The organism is Spirochaetales bacterium (assembly GCA_016930085.1).
Taxonomy (GTDB): Bacteria; Spirochaetota; Spirochaetia; order SZUA-6; family JAFGRV01; genus JAFGHO01.
Window position 1 is genome coordinate 39,262 of sequence record JAFGHO010000013.1, and the last position, 17,544, is coordinate 56,805.

The following is a 17,544-nucleotide window of genomic DNA, read 5'->3' on the forward strand; positions in this document are numbered from 1 at the left end:
CGGTATATAACGGCATACGGAGAATGCTTTTATCGCGTTACCGCAGGATTACAGGCAGAAACCGTCTACAAGACCGACATAGTATTGAGCGATAACAAGCGCATCCACGATACTTATTGCACCGTCACAATTGGTGTCCGCCGCGGCGGGAATAAAATTCGCCGGAGCAAGTCCCACGTAATATTGGGCAGTCACCAGGGCGTCGCGAATATCTATCTCGCCGTCTCCGTTCGCATCGCCAAGAATACCTTCATCCGTGACTTCGACGCTGCCGCCGATACCGCACGCGGTCCCTATCGTGTTTAAATCCGCATCAATGAGTTCGTCGACATACAGTCCGAGGTCCGATATTCCTTCCGCTACCGCATTAAAGGTGACAACCAATACCTGAAGACTCGAACCGGGCCCTGTGGGCGAGGTCTCGAATCCCGAGACGATGATTTCTCCCGGATTTCCCGTATTTTCGGCGGCGATAAATCCGTCCGCCCCTTCGGCCACCTCAACGACACTCATGATATCGGGATTATAGGTAATGGTGAAACCGTATGCGGCAAGCGCCTGGCTTCCCGAATTCACGATAACATCGATCCGGAATGTGGAGTTCAGGGCCTGTGTCGAATTGACGGGATAAAATGATACGTTACAATCCCCGATTAAAGGTGTCGCCGTCGGGGGTGTTGTCGATATCGGTGTTTGCGTGGGGTCAGGCGTCACGGGCGCTACTTCGAAGCGGATATACCCGTTACACTCCAGAAGATCGCTGTAGGAACCGCCGCAGGAATCGTCGTCCGGATTGTACACACCGGTATTGACCGCCTGGTCTTCCGCCTGATATGTCGTGCCGTTATACGTAATATAGTCCACCTGAAGATCCATCCCGTTCTGCTCCTGATCGTCATTCGTAAAATAAACATCGATGGTTCCGTCCCCCTGGGCGTAATAATCCTGATAATCGGTCGTCACGGTCCAGCTGCCCAGAACATTGTTGCCGATCCGTACCTCCATGATTTCGCCGCCGATTGTTCCCCTTGCCCTTACGACGATATTGCCGCTGGCAAGCGGAGACGGTGACGGGGTCGTATCTGGTGTCGGGGCCGCGGTCTGGCTCGGTGCGTCGCCGACCGTCGCGCTGGCGCTTCCGCTGCTGCCGCCCCATCCCTCTATCGCCACCACCTGGTAGTTCTGACTGCCGACACCCATTCCCAGTTTTCTCCACCCGTTACAGTGTTCGCCGAAGTTGACGCTTCCGCCGCCGCCTCCTCCGCAAAAATACTGCTCGAAGGTTCTGGTGCCCTCGATGGAAGGCATGTTGGTGCGCGTGTTCGTATACAGGGTGTATGTCGTCCCGTCCGCCTGATAGGTGCCCCGGTTGGAGCCCCCGCTTCTCGGAATGTAATATTCGACGAGCGGGTTTTGCATCCATCCGTAGAGACCGACATACTGGGCACCGCCGGCGTTGGCCGTCCATGTGATGGTTCTGCTTTCAGATCCCGTCTGCCAGCCTTTGCCGCAAACGAAATTCCCGCAATTGCTCCAGTTGACGCTGAACTGGCCGCCCGAACCCAGCGTCATGGATACCGACCCTCCGCCGTCGGTCCAGAAGGTATACCAGTAACCTCCCTGGCTGCCGGTCGAATTCGAGGTAATCGTCTGCGCGGTTCCCGTCACCGCGGCAATACAGATTACCAAAGCCAAAACCGACACCATTGCCGGTTTCCTCGCGAATACATTTCTCATTTTTGACTCCTTTCGATTTTTATTCAATTGACTTTTTTTAGTAATAACCTTATGTTTTCCAATCACCTCCTTTTAAAATTATTTCTGTTTTCTCGTTCGGATTATTATGATAAATATTTTTTAAAAATGTAATAGTCAATTGCCTTCATTTTTTATAGGTTATATATATTAGGATATTTCAGCCGGGATTGATATGGTGCGTCCCATATAACCGGGAATGGGTGCTTCTTTCGTGAATAAAATCTGCAATGGGATTCTTTATTGAGCGGCGATGATAGTCGATCTATCGATTATAAACGGCGGTATAAGAATCTTCTCTTAACAAAACTCCGTTATCAACCCGACGTAATACCGTGCGATCAGAAGTGCGTCCGTAATATCGACACTGCCGTTGCAGTTCACATCCCCTTCGCCGGAGTAAAAACCGCCGGGATTCAAGCCCACATAATACCGGGCAACGAGCAATGCATCGACGATATTAATGGAACGGTCGTGATTGACATCGCCGGGTGAAAATTCCCCCGCAGTCGGCGCCGGTCCGCTTCCGCCAATGACGAAGGTATTGAAGGACCGTGCGGCAATAGCGGGCTTGATCATCAAAGAGCCGTTTTTGACGGTCACGGTCTTTGATTGATCGCTCCTGTTTGCGATAACGATAATGATCTCCCCGTCCGGATTCCTGAATGCGAGGTGATCGCCGAAACTTCCGCCTGAACCGATGCGGCACGCGCCGGTCTCTATGAAATAACTGAAGTGTTTGTAAAGATGGAATTCGGGATTATAAGTGACGGCGCGCGAGTTTTTATCGATGGAGATCATGGAACACTGCGCCCAGTCCCAGCTGCTCAAGCCCGTTTCATCCAGCACGGGGTTCCATATCATGTATGCATTTGCCCAGCGGTCGAAATAATGCTTCATTAATCCGAAGGTTTGTTCGGCGTACGCCCAGTCGTTTTCGTGATTGCCGCATTCGTTTTCCGTCTGCATCAGTTTCATGGCGGGATATGTTTCGTGGGTCCATTGGATGGCGTTTTTGCCACCGTACTGGTAGCCGACACCGGCGACGAACCCGCGTGCGGCACTGTCTTTCAGGACCGTATCCGCATAGGAGTTGACCGTGCCCGAATCGGGGATCGTGCCAACCCAGATTTCACAATCCAGGTTATCCTGTCGTAAACGGGGACCGAGGTAATCCCTGATAAAGTCCCTGAACTCTGTTGCGCTCCATTCGCATGAGGGGTATCGCGTACTGTAAATCGGTTCATTCTGCACATGTATTGCGTAGACGTCGATTCCCTGGCTCCGGTATGCCCGGACGTATTTCGAAAAGTATAAGGCATAGGCATCGAGGGTTTGCGTATTCCAGGTGAGTCTTCCTCCGTTATACACGCCATTGGTTTTCATCCAGGCGGGCGGGGTCCAGGGCGATCCCCATATTTTCAGATCCGGGCGGACAGCCATTGCCGCCTTTATATAGGGGATCAAACAGCCCAGATCCCGTTCGATGCTGAACTCCGACATGTCGTAATCACCGGAGTTGTCATTGAATGAATAATAATCGAGCGCATAATCATTTGCACCGACAGGCATCCTGCACAGGTTGAATTTGCATCCGGTCTCGGGATCGAACAATGCCTTTAGTACCGACGTACGCTCAGCCCCGCCCAATACGGACAACGCGGTCCATCCCAGTTCGTTGAAACAGCCGCCCCAGCCGTCGATAACCTGATACATTGTATCAGGATTAATCTCTATCAGATTGGCCGTGGTATTGTCGTATGAAGTAAAGGTCTGATCCGTATTGACGACCCAGCGGTTTGTATTGGTGGAACTTGTCCATGATGCCGATTCCGCCCGCAGCGTATCAAGGCCGGAAAAGCAGATGATGATATAAACGATTGATTGCAGCAATAAACGTCGTTTCATTTTTTTCCTCCTGTTTTTTGGCCCACTCAAAATCGAAGCACGACCCCGACGCCCCCGACCGCCCCGGAAACGGCGGTATTGTCGTAGGTGACGTTCCCGATATTCAGCGGGACGATAAAACTCAATGTCAAAAGATCGACGAATATCGAATAGCTTGCGGAAAGATTGAACAGGATGCCGGCGTTAAGCCCTAGTTTGAAGAAAGACAGCATCCGTTCGTCCTGAAAATCGTATTTATCGATAACGGAGTTGTAGACGATTTTGTAGGCGTTGTGCATGTTGAGCGATGTCACGATATTGGCGATGATCCCGATTTCGCCCGCGCTCCTGAAACTGAACGGGATAATCCTCAGTTCGTGCTGGAGAACGAGCGGGTGCGATGAAAGTTTGGCGTCGATCGTCGCCGGATACCCCAGGGACACCGCATAGCCAGCGCCGCAGCCGACAAGACGGGCGTAATACCAGTACACATCCCCTTCCAGCGAGAGGATATTGAGCATGGGATGAAATTTCCCGGCCACGGCCGGCTTGATGACACTCTGGTGCAGATTGACGAACCATTGCTGGGAAAGGTATCGCTCGTTGAAAAGCAGCATATCGAGTTTTTCCTTGATCCGTATCTCATTGCGGAGTTCCATGGCAATGGTTTTCATGGGAAGGGGGGGGAGTTCCGCTTCGAGCCGCTTCGCGATCCGTCCCGCTTCAACGTCCCGGTCTCTCTCCGGGGAGCACCCGATGGAAAATAAAGGCGTCTTTTCATCGGTATAAAAATCGAGAGAATACGCATTGCGTTTAACGCCGAGTACGGCGAGGGTGTGCGCGTCCCTTTTTGATACCAGTTCACAACCGGCTTCGATATCCGGAGACGCAACATCATAGGCGAGTGAGGAAAACTGAATCTCGACGGTCCTGCTTTCTAACAGACGGCCACACGCATCGTTCACGAGTACCTGGAATCCGGCTGTCCCCTCCGGTTGCGTTCCGGAAGGGAAAACGACGAGAATACGCTGCCTGATGCGGGAAACATAGAGTGTTTCCGATAGACCCGATGAGGCCTTTTCGTTGTCTGAAATGGTTCGTTTTTCAAGGGACCAAACAAGCTCACCGGTCAGATTTCTCGCTCCGTCGATTGCTTCTTCAAAAGAGGTATATTCGCCGGAGACATCGGCAAGGAGTGCATTTTTCTTCACCGCCCAGAGTGAGAGGGCCATTTCGACGGATTCATCGGTCTTTATACAACGTCCCATAACAAGATATTCTGCACGCAGGAGTTCTCCCGCTTCGATGTACGATTCCTTTTCCTTGAGTCTGTTCCGGCTGTATCCGAAGCCCTTGAGCAGTTTGTTCCTTTCATACCGCGAGAGTACCAGAAACTCACCTGTTTCAAACGCGGTATAGGAAAAAAGATCGACAAGAAGTTTCCCTTCGGATTCGGATATCCCGTTCTGATGAAAATCGGCGACAATCAAAAGGGGTAGCGCCTGAGCCCGCAGAGACACTGCCGGGTTAAGGATGAGGACAATGAAATGGATGATACGCAGGGCATTGGTCATTTTTATTCGTTTCCCCATGATTCAAAACCTCACGCCGCTTCCCGCGACAAACGAAAGGCACAAAAGGTTCCACGGCGACAGTCCGTATATGTATTTAAGCCGGTCCCGGCCCACGTCATACGCCTCGGGATCTTCGGTTTCGATTGTCCATGTAAGTCCGTGATACTTCAACGCCATCTGGATGAAAAAACAGCGGGATATATAGACCGTCAATCCGAGCCGAAGGGGGAGTGAAATCGATAAACGTTCGGCATCGGGCGTGACATGTACCCCCAGGTACGATGAGGTCAGTGCGGCGCAGGAGGGATTGTTGTCGTAGATCAAAGCGATTCCGGCATCCAGCGAGAGTGAAAAAAGTGAGAGGGAGTGCACGCCTGCGAGCGCTTCGAAGGTGATTTCGTAACGGAGCGGATTGGCGGTGAGAACGTCGAAACAAAGGTATTCCACCCCCACCCGTAAATGAAAGCGGTCATCCGGAAAAAATGAATACTCGCAACCTAATACCGGGGAGACAAAAGGCCCGAGTGTGGACCATGAGACGACCGTCCTGCCCAATCCGATTCCGGTAAATGGAATCATGCATATCTCGTTGCGGTGTGAAAAAATCTCTTCAACCCGTTTTTCTTCGTCATTGATTTTCTTCCTCAGACTCATGACGATCTGTTTTTCGAAAAGGGCCTCACGGAGTGTCGGGGGGAGTTCTTCGGCGACCGCGATCGCCGTACGGGAAGCCGTTTTTTCGATATTCCCGAGCATGTCAAGATCGGCGGGCATTGTTTCGATAAAACTTTTTCTTACCCGAAGGGAATCGAGATCCCACACATTGACAATCAGGTGGAGGTTGTTCTCATCGACGTAATATGAAGCCATCACTGCCGAAGCCCCGGGAAAATTCTTCTTCAACGTATCGACATAGTCTTCAAACTCAGTCTGCCTCATAATTACGGTCTCTGCATCCTCACGATCGTTCAGCACGGAAAGGGTTTCCTGGCTTTTCATATTGATGAGAAGGACATTGTAAATGATGCCTTTGAGATAAGAAAATTCCTCATTTTCGGTCAGAGAAACGACGGGCGTCAACAGAATCTCGAGTTTTACGCTTTCTTCATTATCAGAGGGGCAGACCGGAGGCAAGGTAAAAACCAGAAGCAGCAATAATAAAGAAAGCCTTTTTATCATGAGTGATTATATCATTGCTGTTTCGAATCGTCCAATGCATGTTCTGTCGCCGTCACTGCCTTTTGTGATTCCCTTACGGCTTTCCTTTTCTTTCAAGGTATCCCGCCACCGCCTGTTCGACAAACGCGGGAGTCGATGCGGAAGAAACAATCATCGCGTTTTCGTACTCATACAGGCCGATCGCCTGTTTTTCGATGTCGTCGATTCCTTCGATGAAGTAGACATCTTCTTTCGCCCCTTTGAGGATGGAAAAGAGTTTGTTCGCGTTGGACGACAGCCTGTCGCCCAGGACGAAACTGATGTCACAGGTCCGTTGGAGAAGCAGCGCCTCCCTTTCCTTGCTTTCCGTCACTGGACAGATCGAATCGATGACCTGGACATTTACCTGTGAATCGAGTCGTTTTTTCACGTTGTCGACGATTTCTTCGAAAAGCGTCCTGTCGCCCGTTGTCTGTGAAATAATAAGAATATTTCTCGAAGAAAAAATCTTTATCCGCACATCGCTTTCTCGCATGAACCGATTCAGGTCTTCACGGTTTTCGATAATGTGGGCATGACGCGCATAACTGATCAGTCCCTTCATCTCCGGATGCGGTTTTTTCCCATTGATGACGATATCGTAATTATCACGGGAATAGGCGTTGATCGCGTTCTGCACTTTCTTTACCTTGCTGCAGGTAAGGTCGATCACCTCAAAACGGTTTCGTAAATCCTCCTCGACAAATCGGTCGATTCCATGGGTACGGATTGCGACGATACAGCCGGGGCAGAGTGAATCGGGAGAATCGACGGTTATGATATTCCGTTCTTTCAGGTACTCGATATATTTCCTGTTATTGATCATGTAGCCGAGAACATAAATCGGCGTGTCGGGAAACCGTTTGCGATAGTCCATCACCGTTTTTTCAGCTTCCTTGACGCCGGGGCAGAATCCTGAAAGCTTTGGTATGACGATTCGCATATCACATCCGATTATAAGCGATGTGACAGGTTAAAACAAGACCTTATCGACAAGATGTCATTGCCACTAATACGCGACTGTGATAAAGTAGCAACAAAAGAGAAAGGAAGACTCATGGGAGAGAAGAAAATTCTTGTTATCGGTGCCGGACTGGCCGGTCTTTCCTCGGCATGTCTGCTCGCAAAATCGGGATACACGGTAACGGTCATGGACAACCACACGACTCCGGGTGGTGTCGCACGCCGATTTACCGAAAAGGGTTTCACCTTTGATATGGGCCCCTCATGGTACCTCATGCCGGAAGTATATGACGATTTTTTCGCGCAATTCGGTAAAGCGACCGGCTCCTATTACGAACTGGCAGACCTTACGCCGTCATACAGAATTTACTTCGAAGGTCAGGGCACGGCGACCCTCTGCCGGGATCAGAAAAAAAACCGGGCACTCTTCGATCTGTTCGAGAAAGACGGAGGAAAAAAACTCTCCCGCTACCTCGACAATGCCCGGATGAAATACGAAATCGTCCTCAAACACTTTCTCTACAAGGACTTTACCTCCATCCTGGATATGGCGAATCCCCGCCTTTTCACTGACGGTATAAAACTCAATATCGCCGGGAAACTTGATTCATTTGTCGACCGGTTCTTTGACGACCACCGGTCGAAAAAGATCGTCGAGTTCAATACCGTGTTTCTTGGAAGCAGTCCCTTTACCACTCCCGCCCTTTTTTCCCTCATGGCCCACGCGGATCTCACCCAGGGTGTGTTTTATCCAAAGGGCGGTATCGCGAAGCTTCCCCTCGCCCTTTATGCGCTTGCATCCGAACTCGGCGTCGAGTTCTTGTTCGGAACGGAAGCACGCCGCATTGTCGTCAATAACGGGAAGGCGGAAGGGATAGAGACAAAAGAAGGCTATATAAAAGCCGATATCGTGGTTTCCACTGCGGATTATCATTTTACCGATACGGTTCTGCTTTCATCGGGCGAAAGCAATTATTCCTCAGGCTACTGGAATCGGAGAACCCTTGCGCCCTCGACGTTCCTCATCTATCTCGGCATTAACAAGAAGCTGCCGGGATTGATTCATCACAGTTTCTATCTGGCACGGGATTGGAAAAAACATTTTTCCGATATTTTTTCGACCCCGCGATGGCCGGACAATCCATGTTACTATATGGGGTGTCCGTCAAAAACAGATCCTTCCGTAGCCCCTCCGGGGGGAGAGACCCTCTTTGTCCTCGTCCCCATTGCGCCGGGACTCGACGATTCGGATGAACATCGTGCTGTTTTTACCGATATGATTATTAACGATATCGAGAAACTCCTCGGGGAATCATTTCAGGCCGAGATCGCGGTCAAGAAAATCGCCTCACAGCGCGATTTCATGCGCGATTACCATCTTTTTCAGGGAACGGCACTCGGTCTTGCTCATACCCTTTTTCAATCGGCAATTTTCAGACCCAGGCATAAAAGCAAAAAGGTGAAAAATCTCTATTACGGCGGCCATTACACGCAACCGGGCATCGGGATGCCGATGGCGTTAATCGGTGGTCGTATGATCGCTGCGGCCGTCGCCAAAAACTCTCCGGCAGCATAAACCGGACAGCATTGAAGACGATTTACTATCATAGACAAGCCGCCTTCTCTGAATAATGACGATAGGACCGCTTCTCTTATCTAATTGAAAGCGGTGTCTGTACATGTCAGGCATGTTTCTGCACATCAGCCGCTACGTTCGTACGGCTTCCTTTACGGGCGGTATTGGTACTATTTTTCGAGTATCTCTTCGATCGTTTTCCTGACCGATTCGGGGACGGGTTTCCTTTTACGGTCATATCCCGAGAGAGTGAACGATAAAATATTGGCTTTATCATGGCAGGAGAGAACATAAGCGAGATCCGCTTTACCCATATCGAGCGCTTCTTTTTTTATTTCTCCCATGATCCAGATATCGGGCAATTTTTTACCCACTTCATAACAGGAGGTGCCCCGCAAAAAACGGATAAACCAGTTTTCGATATGTTCGGGAATGGAACGGAAAGAAGCGGCCATCGCCTTGAGGTCATCGGCCCCGAAAATAGTCTTTTTCTTTGCCTGAAAAGAGGATGACATTCCCATATACGCGATGACAAGATAATCGGGAAGGTGGGAGTCCTTCAGTATTTTAAATCGTTTGTGCGCTTTGTCGCTATAGACGGTTTTCCCCGTACGCAGATATTTATGGATATAGAGTATCGCAAGCGATATATCATCCTCCGGTATGGGGGACGATATCGCTTCATAGACACCGATCTCCCGATCGAGCTCACTGTCGTCCGCCTGTGTCATGTAATACATTGCCCATACCTCATCAATACCGTATCCATGCACAACCGTTATCATAGCAGAGAAGATAAAGAAAAACAAATGTAATATCGCTTTTCTCATGGCAACCTCATTACACTTATATTAATAATTTTTTTATAAAGGGGAAATACCCTTACAGTAACGGCATGATATTCCTGATATAATCCCGTCCGCATACCGCCCTGTCCAGTCTGTCGAGATTTTCGTGAAAAACCGCCTCGTATCGTTTGAAATCACCGATAATCTCATCGGGTGAAAGAGGTTCTCCAAAGCGGACGATAATATCCGGATATTTTTTGTTGCCATAATTGATGCAGAAGCCGGCGACCAAAACCGTTCGTTCGCAATGCGGTAACGGGCCATATTTTCCTGAAAGAATCGAGCGGAGTCCTCCCCTTTTGATTGAAAGAGGCCGTTTCCAGTACGGTTCGATTTCACCCTGTGGATAAAAGATGACCGCGCGGTCCGGATTGTCAAGAATTTCAGCGGTATAGGCGATCGACCGGATCGTCTCCCTTCCCGATGAGGGATTGATCGAATAGGCGCCGATCTTGCTGAAATAACGGTATCGACGCAGTTCGCGTTCGAGCATCATCAGGAAAACCGCCCGGCCGGTCAATATTCGAAGAAGGGAATAGGCAAAAAATCCGTCCCACCAGCTTATATGGTTTGGTGTGAAAAGCAGGGATTTTTCAAGCGGGAGTGAAGGTAATTCATTTACCAGGTAGAACCCTTCAAAGTTTTTTTTGATGAGTCTGTCGAGATATCGATTGAAAAAAAGCTGTGCCCAAAGCCGGTGATGCGCCTTGATCATAACTCGTACTTTTTTATCAGGTCTGCGGTCATTTTACCGGACAGAACGGTAAGCGGAATTCCGCCGCCGGGATGTGCGCTGCCGCCGCAAAAATAGAGTCCCCGGTACCACCGCGAACGGTTTCCCTGCCTGAGAAAGGCCGCGGTCAGCGAATTGGAGGAAAGCCCGTACAGGCTTCCGAACGTGCTTGAAGTCATGCGGTAAAAATCACGCGGACCGTACACATGCTCGCAGACAATATATTTCCCGGCGTCGATGCCGAGACGCGATTTTATCAAGGAGAGGACGGCTCGTTTCATTCGTACCGTTTCACTTTTCCAGTCCTGTCCGCGGTCACGTGGTGTATTGATCATCACGTACCAGTTTTCACACCCCTCAGGACAGTCCCGGTTTGAATACTTTGATGAAATATAGATATAGACCGTCGGTGTATCCGGACATACCAGTTTTTTAAAAATGGCTTTGAACTCATTTTTATAATCGGAAGAAAAGAGGATCGAATGGGTGTTCAATCCGCTTTGGCAATTCATCCCCCAGAAAAACACCATAGCCGACGAAGACGGTTCGCTTATCCTGTATTTCAGGGCGCCCGGCGTTGAAGTGTCATGCAGGAGGTGTGTGTAGGTATATCTGACATCGGCGTTCGAAACAACGATATCATATGCTTTTTTAATTCCGCCTGTCGTGATACCGGTAATTCGCCTTCCGCTTCGCGTGATACCTGAAACGGGCGAATTGCATGTGACGGTCACCCCTTTTTTTTCCGCTAACTGATGAAGCGCCCCCGGGATGCGCCAGATACCGCCTGAAGGGACCGTGACGCCGAGGCTTTCGACATGCTGAATGATATTCAGGGTGGCGGGAACCTTGTAGGGATTCGATCCGTTGAATGTCGCATACCGGTCATAAAGCTGGATCAACCGCTCGTCACTGAAATATGATGAAACCGCCCCGTGCATGGTTCTGAAGGAATCGAGGCGGTTTAAATGCGGAAGGATTTCTTTTGGATCTGCCGAAAAAAGCGTATCGAGTTCGTGAAAGGAATTGAAAAGGAACAGCGGGGAAGCAAGATCGTATATATTCCCGCAATACCGTTTGAACGCCTTGATCGACCGGACGGGATCTTTCAACTTCTTTCCCGCTTCGCGATAAAACCGTTGGTGATCCGTGTACGCGTGAAAAACAAGCCCGTCCGGATAATAGTAGTCGCAATGTGTTTCAAGCCGCTGCAAGTCAAGATAATCGGAAAGGTCCTCTCCAACCGACCGGAAAAAGTCCTCGAGGACAAACGCCATGGTCAGAATCGTCGGGCCGGTGTCAAAGCGGAATCGCCGTTTTTTTTGATGATCGGTATAAATGACAATGGAACCCGCCTTTCCTCCGGGCTGCGGGGCCTGTTCATAAAGGTGGACGTCGCATACATTTGTGTGGGCAAGAGAAATCGCTGCGGCGAGACCGCCGAGTCCGCCACCGATGACTGCACATTGTTTCATCAAAAACCGAGTATAACGGGTAAATGCCGCAGTGTCAAACATTGAATAAACGACAATTGTCGTATAGAATCATCCTCATGATGAGCATGATCGATATGCTTTCTTCGATAAATATCCTTCTCGCCCTTCTCCTCATGATCGCCGGATTTTTTCTTTTCTTCAGGTTCAGCGCCGTTACTCGTCATGAATCCACCCTCCACGCGCAAGCCATGGTTTCCGTGATCATTCCCGTTCGAAACGAAGCACATCGGATTCTGCCGCTGCTTCAGTCATTGAAACGGCAATCGTACCTGAATTTCGAGATCATCGTTGTCGATGATGATTCCTCGGACGGTACGGCATCCGTCGCCGACCGGTTCGGCACCACCCTTATACGGATACCGGAAAAACCGGACGGCTGGATAGGGAAAACTCACGCCTGCTGGAAAGGCGCGCAGGCGGCTTCCGGTGACTACCTCCTTTTCCTCGACGCTGATGTCCGTCTCTCACCCGCGGCACTCGAAATCCTCCTTCACACAATAGAAAAACAACCGGGAATCGTATCGGTCCAGCCATATCACTCCGTAAGCCGATGGTACGAACATTTTTCGCTTTTTCCGAATCTTGTGGTCCTTGCCGGCGTCGACGCCTTCAATATTATGTCAAAACGGGGAAAAACGGCCGGTTTGTTCGGTCCGTGTATCCTCGTCGACAGGAATGATTATATGGAATCCGGCGGCCATAAAGCGATAAAAAACGAACTCGTCGACGATATGGCCATGGGAAGGCTTTTTCAGGAAAAGGGATTTCAGATTTTTTGTTTCGGCGGCGGCCCCCATATTACCTATGCAATGTATCCGGAAGGGATCGCGTCACTTGTCGGCGGTTGGACGAAAAACCTCTCGAAAGCCTCAGAAATGTCGGGGAAGGCCTCGATTGTGATGCTGGCCGCATGGATTACGGGAATAATGAGCAGTTTTTCGTTTCCCGTATTAATCGCATTCGGGTGCTCTCCTTTTTTTACCGCTTTTTTTATTGTGATATTTTCGCTCTATGGATTACAGATATTCGGAATGTCCCGGAAAGCTGGCAATTTCCATCCCATCTGTTCATTCGTCTATCCCGTATATATACTTTTTTTTCTCTTTCTCTTTTTCCGTTCAATATATGTCTCGAAAGTAAAAAAAGAAGTTGTCTGGAAAAACCGCACGATAAGACTTTCGTGATACCCGGTGGACAATACATTCCATTTTTGATACAGATAATCAAGTGAAAGGATCTTTCGATGGATAACGAAGAAAAGATTGATGTACTGGTCACCGGTGCCGGTCCTGCGGGATTGAGCAGCGCGTTGCGGCTTAAGCGGCATTACGATCGTGAAGGAATACAAAAAAACATACTGGTCATTGACAGTGCGAAATCGGCCGGCTATCATTCGCTTTCGGGCGGGCTTGTTAAGCAAGGGTTTTTAACCGCTCTCTCGGACAATCTGCCTCAATCGATCGGTGCGGAACAGGTACGGCACGATTCCCTCGCGTTCCTCTCACCATGCGGTAAAACGGCCCTCCCGGCCGCTTTGCTTCCACCTGAGCAGCGGCATTTCGGCGATGTCATCCTCTCTATTTCACGACTCTGCAAATCACTCGCCGCGCTTTGTGAAAAAGAAGGCATCGACGTTCTTTACGGTGTAACAGCGGGCGATCTTATTGTCGAGCGGGGAAAGGTGCACGGGATCGTTATCCCGGAACAGGGAATCAATAAAGACGGAACGAAAAAGTACGGCTTCAAACCCTCAGAAAAACTTTATGCCGATGTCACCCTGATCGCGGATGGAAGCCTCGGAACCCTCTCCTCCCGGCTCAAAGAACGATTCGGTCTCCTCCCCCATGCCCACCAGCAGACCTATTCAATCGGGATAAAAAAGCTCTTCAGGACAAACGGGCCGAATCCTTTCGGTGCCGGGCGGGTTATTCACACACTCGGCTACCCATTGCCGCCCGATGTCTTTGGCGGCGGCTTTCTCTACAGTGCCGACGGGAAGGCTATCTCGGCCGGTCTCGTGGTCAGCCTCGGCTGGAAATACCGGGATCTCGATCCGCAGGAGGAGTTCGAACGTTTTTTACGCCATCCGGCGATCGAAGGGTACCTCCTCAATACCGAACTCGCGGAAGCGGGCGCGAAAACGGTCCCTTGCGGAGGATACGGCGCGCTTACCGCCCCGGGCGTTCCGGGGGCCTTGCTGCTCGGTGACGCTGCCGGTTTTGTGAACACCTCCATTATCAAAGGGCTGCATTGCGCGATCGCATCCGGTTTTGCCGCCGCGGACTCGGTTTTTCAGGTGGAGGCCGGATATAATACGGACATCGTCCGCAGCTATGAAAGGGAGTTGTATAAAAAAGGCGTTCTCCCCGAACTTTTCCGGGCACGGAATTTCAGGCAGCTTTTTACCACCCCCCTCGGTTTGTATGCCGGTCTGCCGCTTACCTTTCTGATGCGGGCGATCCCCGGTATATTACCCATGAAACGCGACGCGGTAAAAACAAGGGCTTTACGGAGAAAACTCCGATTCGGGAAAACACACAAGGCGGACAAGGACCTCTTCGTCCATTATTCCGGCACAATCCATGATGAAACATCCATCTCACATATCAACATTAAGGACGCCGGCCAATGCATTGTCTGCGGTATCCGGGAAAAGAACCCATGTGTTTCGTTCTGCCCGGGCGGTGTGTATTCTTTGATCGACGGCGGCCTCCATGTGCAATCCGTCAATTGCATTCACGACAAGGCGTGCAAGGTCAAATGCCCCTATGATAATATCGAATGGAATGAACCGGAAGGCGGATACGGACCGTCATACAGGGAGATGTAAGCAGGTATGCGACTCAGCGTCACAGGAAACCTGAACAAGCCAGGAGGCATCTAATATGGCGATCACAACCATTCATTACAAGACATTTAAAAGGGGTAGCAAGACCTATTTCAATTCGAGTCTTTTCTTTCCCCCAGCAGTCAGGGAAGATGTCTTCATTCTTTACGGATTCGTTCGCATTGCCGATGATTTCGTCGACAATATCCCCCAGGACTCGGATGGTTTTTCCCGCTTCAAGGATCAGTATTATCAATGCCTCAAGGGCAGGAAAAGCGGTGAGATCATCATTGATGATTTTGTCGAACTCATGAAGAGAAAGGCTTTCGATCCCTCATGGATCGACGCCTTTTTGCAGTCGATGGAATGGGACCTGACAAAATCCGTTTACACAACCCTCGAGGAAACCCTTTTATATATTTACGGATCCGCCGAAGTAATCGGTCTGTTCATGTCCCGGATACTCGACCTTCCCGAAAAGGCTTTTCATGCGGCGCGAATGCAGGGCAGGGCGATGCAGTACATCAACTTCATCCGTGATATTGCGGAAGACAATGCCCTCGGCCGCAGGTACCTTCCCCTTGAAGATTCAGGCCTTTCATCCCTGAACGAAAATCATGTCCGAGCGCATACCTCCCGGTTCATCGCTTTTCACCGAAAACAGATCGACAGGTACGAAAGCTGGCAAAAGGAAGCGGAAAAAGGATACCGCTACATTCCGCGCCGTTACCTGATCCCGATCAAGACCGCAGCCGATATGTACCTCTGGTCCGCAGATAAAATAAGAAAAGATCCTTTGATTGTCTATAAAAAAAAGGTCAAACCTCCAAAATGGAGAATACTGCTGCAATTACTGAAGAATATGGTGGAACAACCGGGATGAAGAGGGAGATCGGGATTCTTTTTATTCGATACAAGTCACTCATTGAAAGAAATATTGCGATATCTTTCGCGGTCGGTTTCCTCCTGCATATCATTCCGTTTACCAGACCGTTCGCGCTTTTCGTCACCCCCTTTTTTCTCCTGATTGCCGGATTGTTTGTGCTATTCTCCGTTTCATTTCCCCCGGACAGATATCTCTTTGTGTGGTACGCCGTTGTTTTTCTTCTGACATTTTTCATCGAGGTAATCGGCGTTAATACGGGCCTTGTTTTCGGGTCATATGCCTACGGCCCGGTCCTCGGACCCGCTATCTTCGGTGTACCCCCCTTAATCGGTCTCAACTGGACCATCATTATTTTGGGAACAACAATCTTTTTTGCACATAAAATCAACAATATCTTTCTATCTGCACTCCTCACCGCCTCTGCCTGTCTTGTGTTCGATATAATTCTCGAACCGGTGGCAATGCATTTCAATTACTGGCGGTGGGCGGGAGGGACGATTCCCTTTCAGAATTACCTCGCATGGTTTTTGATTTCATTGTGCGCCTCGATTTCCCTGCTGGCCGGGAAAAAGAAATACGGAAATTTTCTTCCCGCATTCTATGTGTTCATACAGGCCGCCTTTTTCTTTTCTCTCCTTGTTTTCATCTTTATCGCGGAGTGGTCTCATGAAATATTTCTTTAGTGAACAGAAAGAGAAAATATCTCGTTTCCTGAAATCCTTTCTCGATCAAAGCAGGAAGCGTCTTGCGTTATTGCATCTCGACGGCATCGATGTCCTTTCCCGGATCTATGAGTTTTCGAGGCTGGGTAAAATGATACGGGGCGGACTGGTCAGTCTTTCCTGTATGATGTTCAAGACTGATATCAGCCCCGCCTTGGAGGAAGAGATCGTCAAAATCGGTGCCGCTTTAGAGCTTCTCCAGTCATCCCTCCTCATTCATGACGACATTATGGACAGGGACATGAAACGAAGAGGGAAACCCTCCTTTCACTATATCTATTATGAAGAGGCGGGACGGAAGTCGCTTCGCGATCCGTATCACATCGGTGAAGCCCTTGGTATTTGCGGCGGCGACATTTCCTTTTTTCTCGCGTTCGACCTGCTCAACTCCCTCCGAATCGATCGCGAGGCAGGAAAAGAAATCCTAAGACTCTGCAGCCGTGAAATGTTTTATGTCGGAGTGGCTCAAATGCTCGATGTCGCATGGGGTGCCGAAGAATCGATGATCGATGAAGATTCGATCCTCAATCTCTACGTTTACAAAACGGGCAGATATACCTATACCCTCCCCCTGAAAATCGGGGCGATACTCGGGCGCGTCGGTGAGGGGGATCTCGAAGTCATCGCTGAAATAGGGGAACTCATGGGAACCGTCTTCCAGATCGTCGACGACGATATCGGTCTTTTCGGAAACGAGGATGCGGTAGGGAAATCGATCGGTTCGGACCTCAAGGAGGGGAAAAAGACCCTGTATCTCTGCAAGGCATACAACAAAGCGGGAGAAAAAGAGAGAAAACGGATCATGTCCTGTATCGGGCGGGACGATATCGGGAAAGAGGACATCGAATATATCAGGAAGCTTGTGACCGGACTCGGGATTCGCGACGAACTCAGCCGGATGATCGATTCCATGACGGAAAAGGTTTCCGCACTCCTCGAATCGCTTCCGGTCGCATCAGTTGCGGCGGGAAAGCTCTTCAGGGAGTTTATCGATTATAACGCGCACCGTTCAATATAGCGGCCGCATCTTATTCCATACTGCGGCCGCATATCATTCCATACTGCGGCCGCATATCATTC

General features: G+C 49.9%; 14 protein-coding genes. 6 read left to right on the forward strand and 8 right to left on the reverse strand.

The window, feature by feature from the left end:
• Window positions 1-48: 48 nt before the first annotated feature.
• The 5 genes from JW881_01765 to ispH form a co-directional block, all read right to left on the reverse strand.
• Window positions 49-1,737, reverse strand: a complete 1,689-nt coding sequence (locus JW881_01765; GenBank protein ID MBN1696215.1) for a glycoside hydrolase family 11 protein — start codon at window positions 1,735-1,737, stop codon at window positions 49-51.
• 318 nt (window positions 1,738-2,055) lie between these two features.
• Complete coding sequence (locus tag JW881_01770) at window positions 2,056-3,663, reverse strand: glycosyl hydrolase (protein MBN1696216.1); 1,608 nt, start codon at window positions 3,661-3,663, stop codon at window positions 2,056-2,058.
• Between the two features lie 26 nt (window positions 3,664-3,689).
• Entirely contained in the window at window positions 3,690-5,234 is a 1,545-nt protein-coding gene (locus JW881_01775) for a hypothetical protein (GenBank protein ID MBN1696217.1), read from the reverse strand.
• A 3-nt stretch (window positions 5,235-5,237) separates the two neighbouring features.
• Window positions 5,238-6,395, reverse strand: a complete 1,158-nt coding sequence (locus tag JW881_01780) for a hypothetical protein (GenBank protein MBN1696218.1) — start codon at window positions 6,393-6,395, stop codon at window positions 5,238-5,240.
• Between the two features lie 73 nt (window positions 6,396-6,468).
• Complete coding sequence (ispH, locus tag JW881_01785; GenBank protein ID MBN1696219.1) at window positions 6,469-7,356, reverse strand: 4-hydroxy-3-methylbut-2-enyl diphosphate reductase; 888 nt, start codon at window positions 7,354-7,356, stop codon at window positions 6,469-6,471.
• Window positions 7,357-7,470: 114 nt separating this feature from the next.
• On the opposite strand from ispH, the gene crtI (JW881_01790) reads away from it, so the two are divergent.
• Window positions 7,471-8,952 (forward strand): phytoene desaturase, encoded by a 1,482-nt coding sequence (gene crtI, locus JW881_01790; protein ID MBN1696220.1) that lies wholly within the window; start codon window positions 7,471-7,473, stop codon window positions 8,950-8,952.
• 170 nt (window positions 8,953-9,122) lie between these two features.
• Here crtI (JW881_01790) and JW881_01795 read toward each other — a convergent pair whose 3' ends face one another.
• From JW881_01795 to crtI (JW881_01805), 3 genes are read right to left on the reverse strand one after another with little or no spacing between them, the layout of a single operon-like run.
• A complete protein-coding gene (locus tag JW881_01795) occupies window positions 9,123-9,782 on the reverse strand; it encodes a hypothetical protein (GenBank protein MBN1696221.1) in 660 nt (219 codons plus the stop codon).
• Between the two features lie 52 nt (window positions 9,783-9,834).
• On the reverse strand, window positions 9,835-10,515 hold the full coding sequence (locus JW881_01800) for a lysophospholipid acyltransferase family protein (GenBank protein MBN1696222.1): 681 nt from the start codon (window positions 10,513-10,515) through the stop codon (window positions 9,835-9,837).
• Window positions 10,512-12,008, reverse strand: coding sequence for a phytoene desaturase (crtI, locus tag JW881_01805; protein ID MBN1696223.1), 1,497 nt, complete (start codon window positions 12,006-12,008; stop codon window positions 10,512-10,514). Before crtI (JW881_01805) ends, JW881_01800 begins: the two co-directional genes overlap by 4 nt.
• A 41-nt stretch (window positions 12,009-12,049) precedes the next feature.
• Here crtI (JW881_01805) and JW881_01810 point away from each other — a divergent pair, with 41 nt between their 5' ends.
• From JW881_01810 to JW881_01830, 5 genes are read left to right on the forward strand one after another with little or no spacing between them, the layout of a single operon-like run.
• The gene (locus JW881_01810) at window positions 12,050-13,213 is read left to right on the forward strand and encodes a glycosyltransferase family 2 protein (protein MBN1696224.1); all 1,164 of its coding nucleotides are present in this window, start codon (window positions 12,050-12,052) and stop codon (window positions 13,211-13,213) included.
• A gap of 59 nt (window positions 13,214-13,272) precedes the next feature.
• Window positions 13,273-14,859 carry a 4Fe-4S dicluster domain-containing protein gene (locus tag JW881_01815; GenBank protein MBN1696225.1) on the forward strand — a complete coding sequence of 529 codons (1,587 nt, stop codon included), beginning with the start codon at window positions 13,273-13,275 and terminating at the stop codon, window positions 14,857-14,859.
• Between the two features lie 55 nt (window positions 14,860-14,914).
• A complete protein-coding gene (locus JW881_01820) occupies window positions 14,915-15,739 on the forward strand; it encodes a phytoene/squalene synthase family protein (GenBank protein ID MBN1696226.1) in 825 nt (274 codons plus the stop codon).
• The gene (locus tag JW881_01825) at window positions 15,736-16,425 is read left to right on the forward strand and encodes a carotenoid biosynthesis protein (GenBank protein MBN1696227.1); all 690 of its coding nucleotides are present in this window, start codon (window positions 15,736-15,738) and stop codon (window positions 16,423-16,425) included. The genes JW881_01820 and JW881_01825 overlap by 4 nt, the downstream gene beginning before the upstream one ends.
• Window positions 16,409-17,482, forward strand: a complete 1,074-nt coding sequence (locus tag JW881_01830; protein ID MBN1696228.1) for a polyprenyl synthetase family protein — start codon at window positions 16,409-16,411, stop codon at window positions 17,480-17,482. The genes JW881_01825 and JW881_01830 overlap by 17 nt, the downstream gene beginning before the upstream one ends.
• The last annotated feature ends 62 nt before the right edge of the window (window positions 17,483-17,544 follow it).

Excerpts from the sequence above, each read along its gene's own strand:
- JW881_01765 (MBN1696215.1), bottom strand. The coding sequence starts at position 1,737 with ATGAGAAATGTATTCGCGAGGAAACCGGCAATGGTGTCGGTTTTGGCT.
- JW881_01770 (MBN1696216.1), bottom strand. The coding sequence starts at position 3,663 with ATGAAACGACGTTTATTGCTGCAATCAATCGTTTATATCATCATCTGC.
- JW881_01775 (MBN1696217.1), bottom strand. The coding sequence starts at position 5,234 with ATGGGGAAACGAATAAAAATGACCAATGCCCTGCGTATCATCCATTTC.
- JW881_01780 (MBN1696218.1), bottom strand. The coding sequence starts at position 6,395 with ATGATAAAAAGGCTTTCTTTATTATTGCTGCTTCTGGTTTTTACCTTG.
- ispH (MBN1696219.1), bottom strand. The coding sequence starts at position 7,356 with ATGCGAATCGTCATACCAAAGCTTTCAGGATTCTGCCCCGGCGTCAAG.
- crtI (MBN1696220.1), top strand. The coding sequence starts at position 7,471 with ATGGGAGAGAAGAAAATTCTTGTTATCGGTGCCGGACTGGCCGGTCTT.
- JW881_01795 (MBN1696221.1), bottom strand. The coding sequence starts at position 9,782 with ATGAGAAAAGCGATATTACATTTGTTTTTCTTTATCTTCTCTGCTATG.
- JW881_01800 (MBN1696222.1), bottom strand. The coding sequence starts at position 10,515 with ATGATCAAGGCGCATCACCGGCTTTGGGCACAGCTTTTTTTCAATCGA.
- crtI (MBN1696223.1), bottom strand. The coding sequence starts at position 12,008 with ATGAAACAATGTGCAGTCATCGGTGGCGGACTCGGCGGTCTCGCCGCA.
- JW881_01815 (MBN1696225.1), top strand. The coding sequence starts at position 13,273 with ATGGATAACGAAGAAAAGATTGATGTACTGGTCACCGGTGCCGGTCCT.
- JW881_01820 (MBN1696226.1), top strand. The coding sequence starts at position 14,915 with ATGGCGATCACAACCATTCATTACAAGACATTTAAAAGGGGTAGCAAG.
- JW881_01825 (MBN1696227.1), top strand. The coding sequence starts at position 15,736 with ATGAAGAGGGAGATCGGGATTCTTTTTATTCGATACAAGTCACTCATT.
- JW881_01830 (MBN1696228.1), top strand. The coding sequence starts at position 16,409 with ATGAAATATTTCTTTAGTGAACAGAAAGAGAAAATATCTCGTTTCCTG.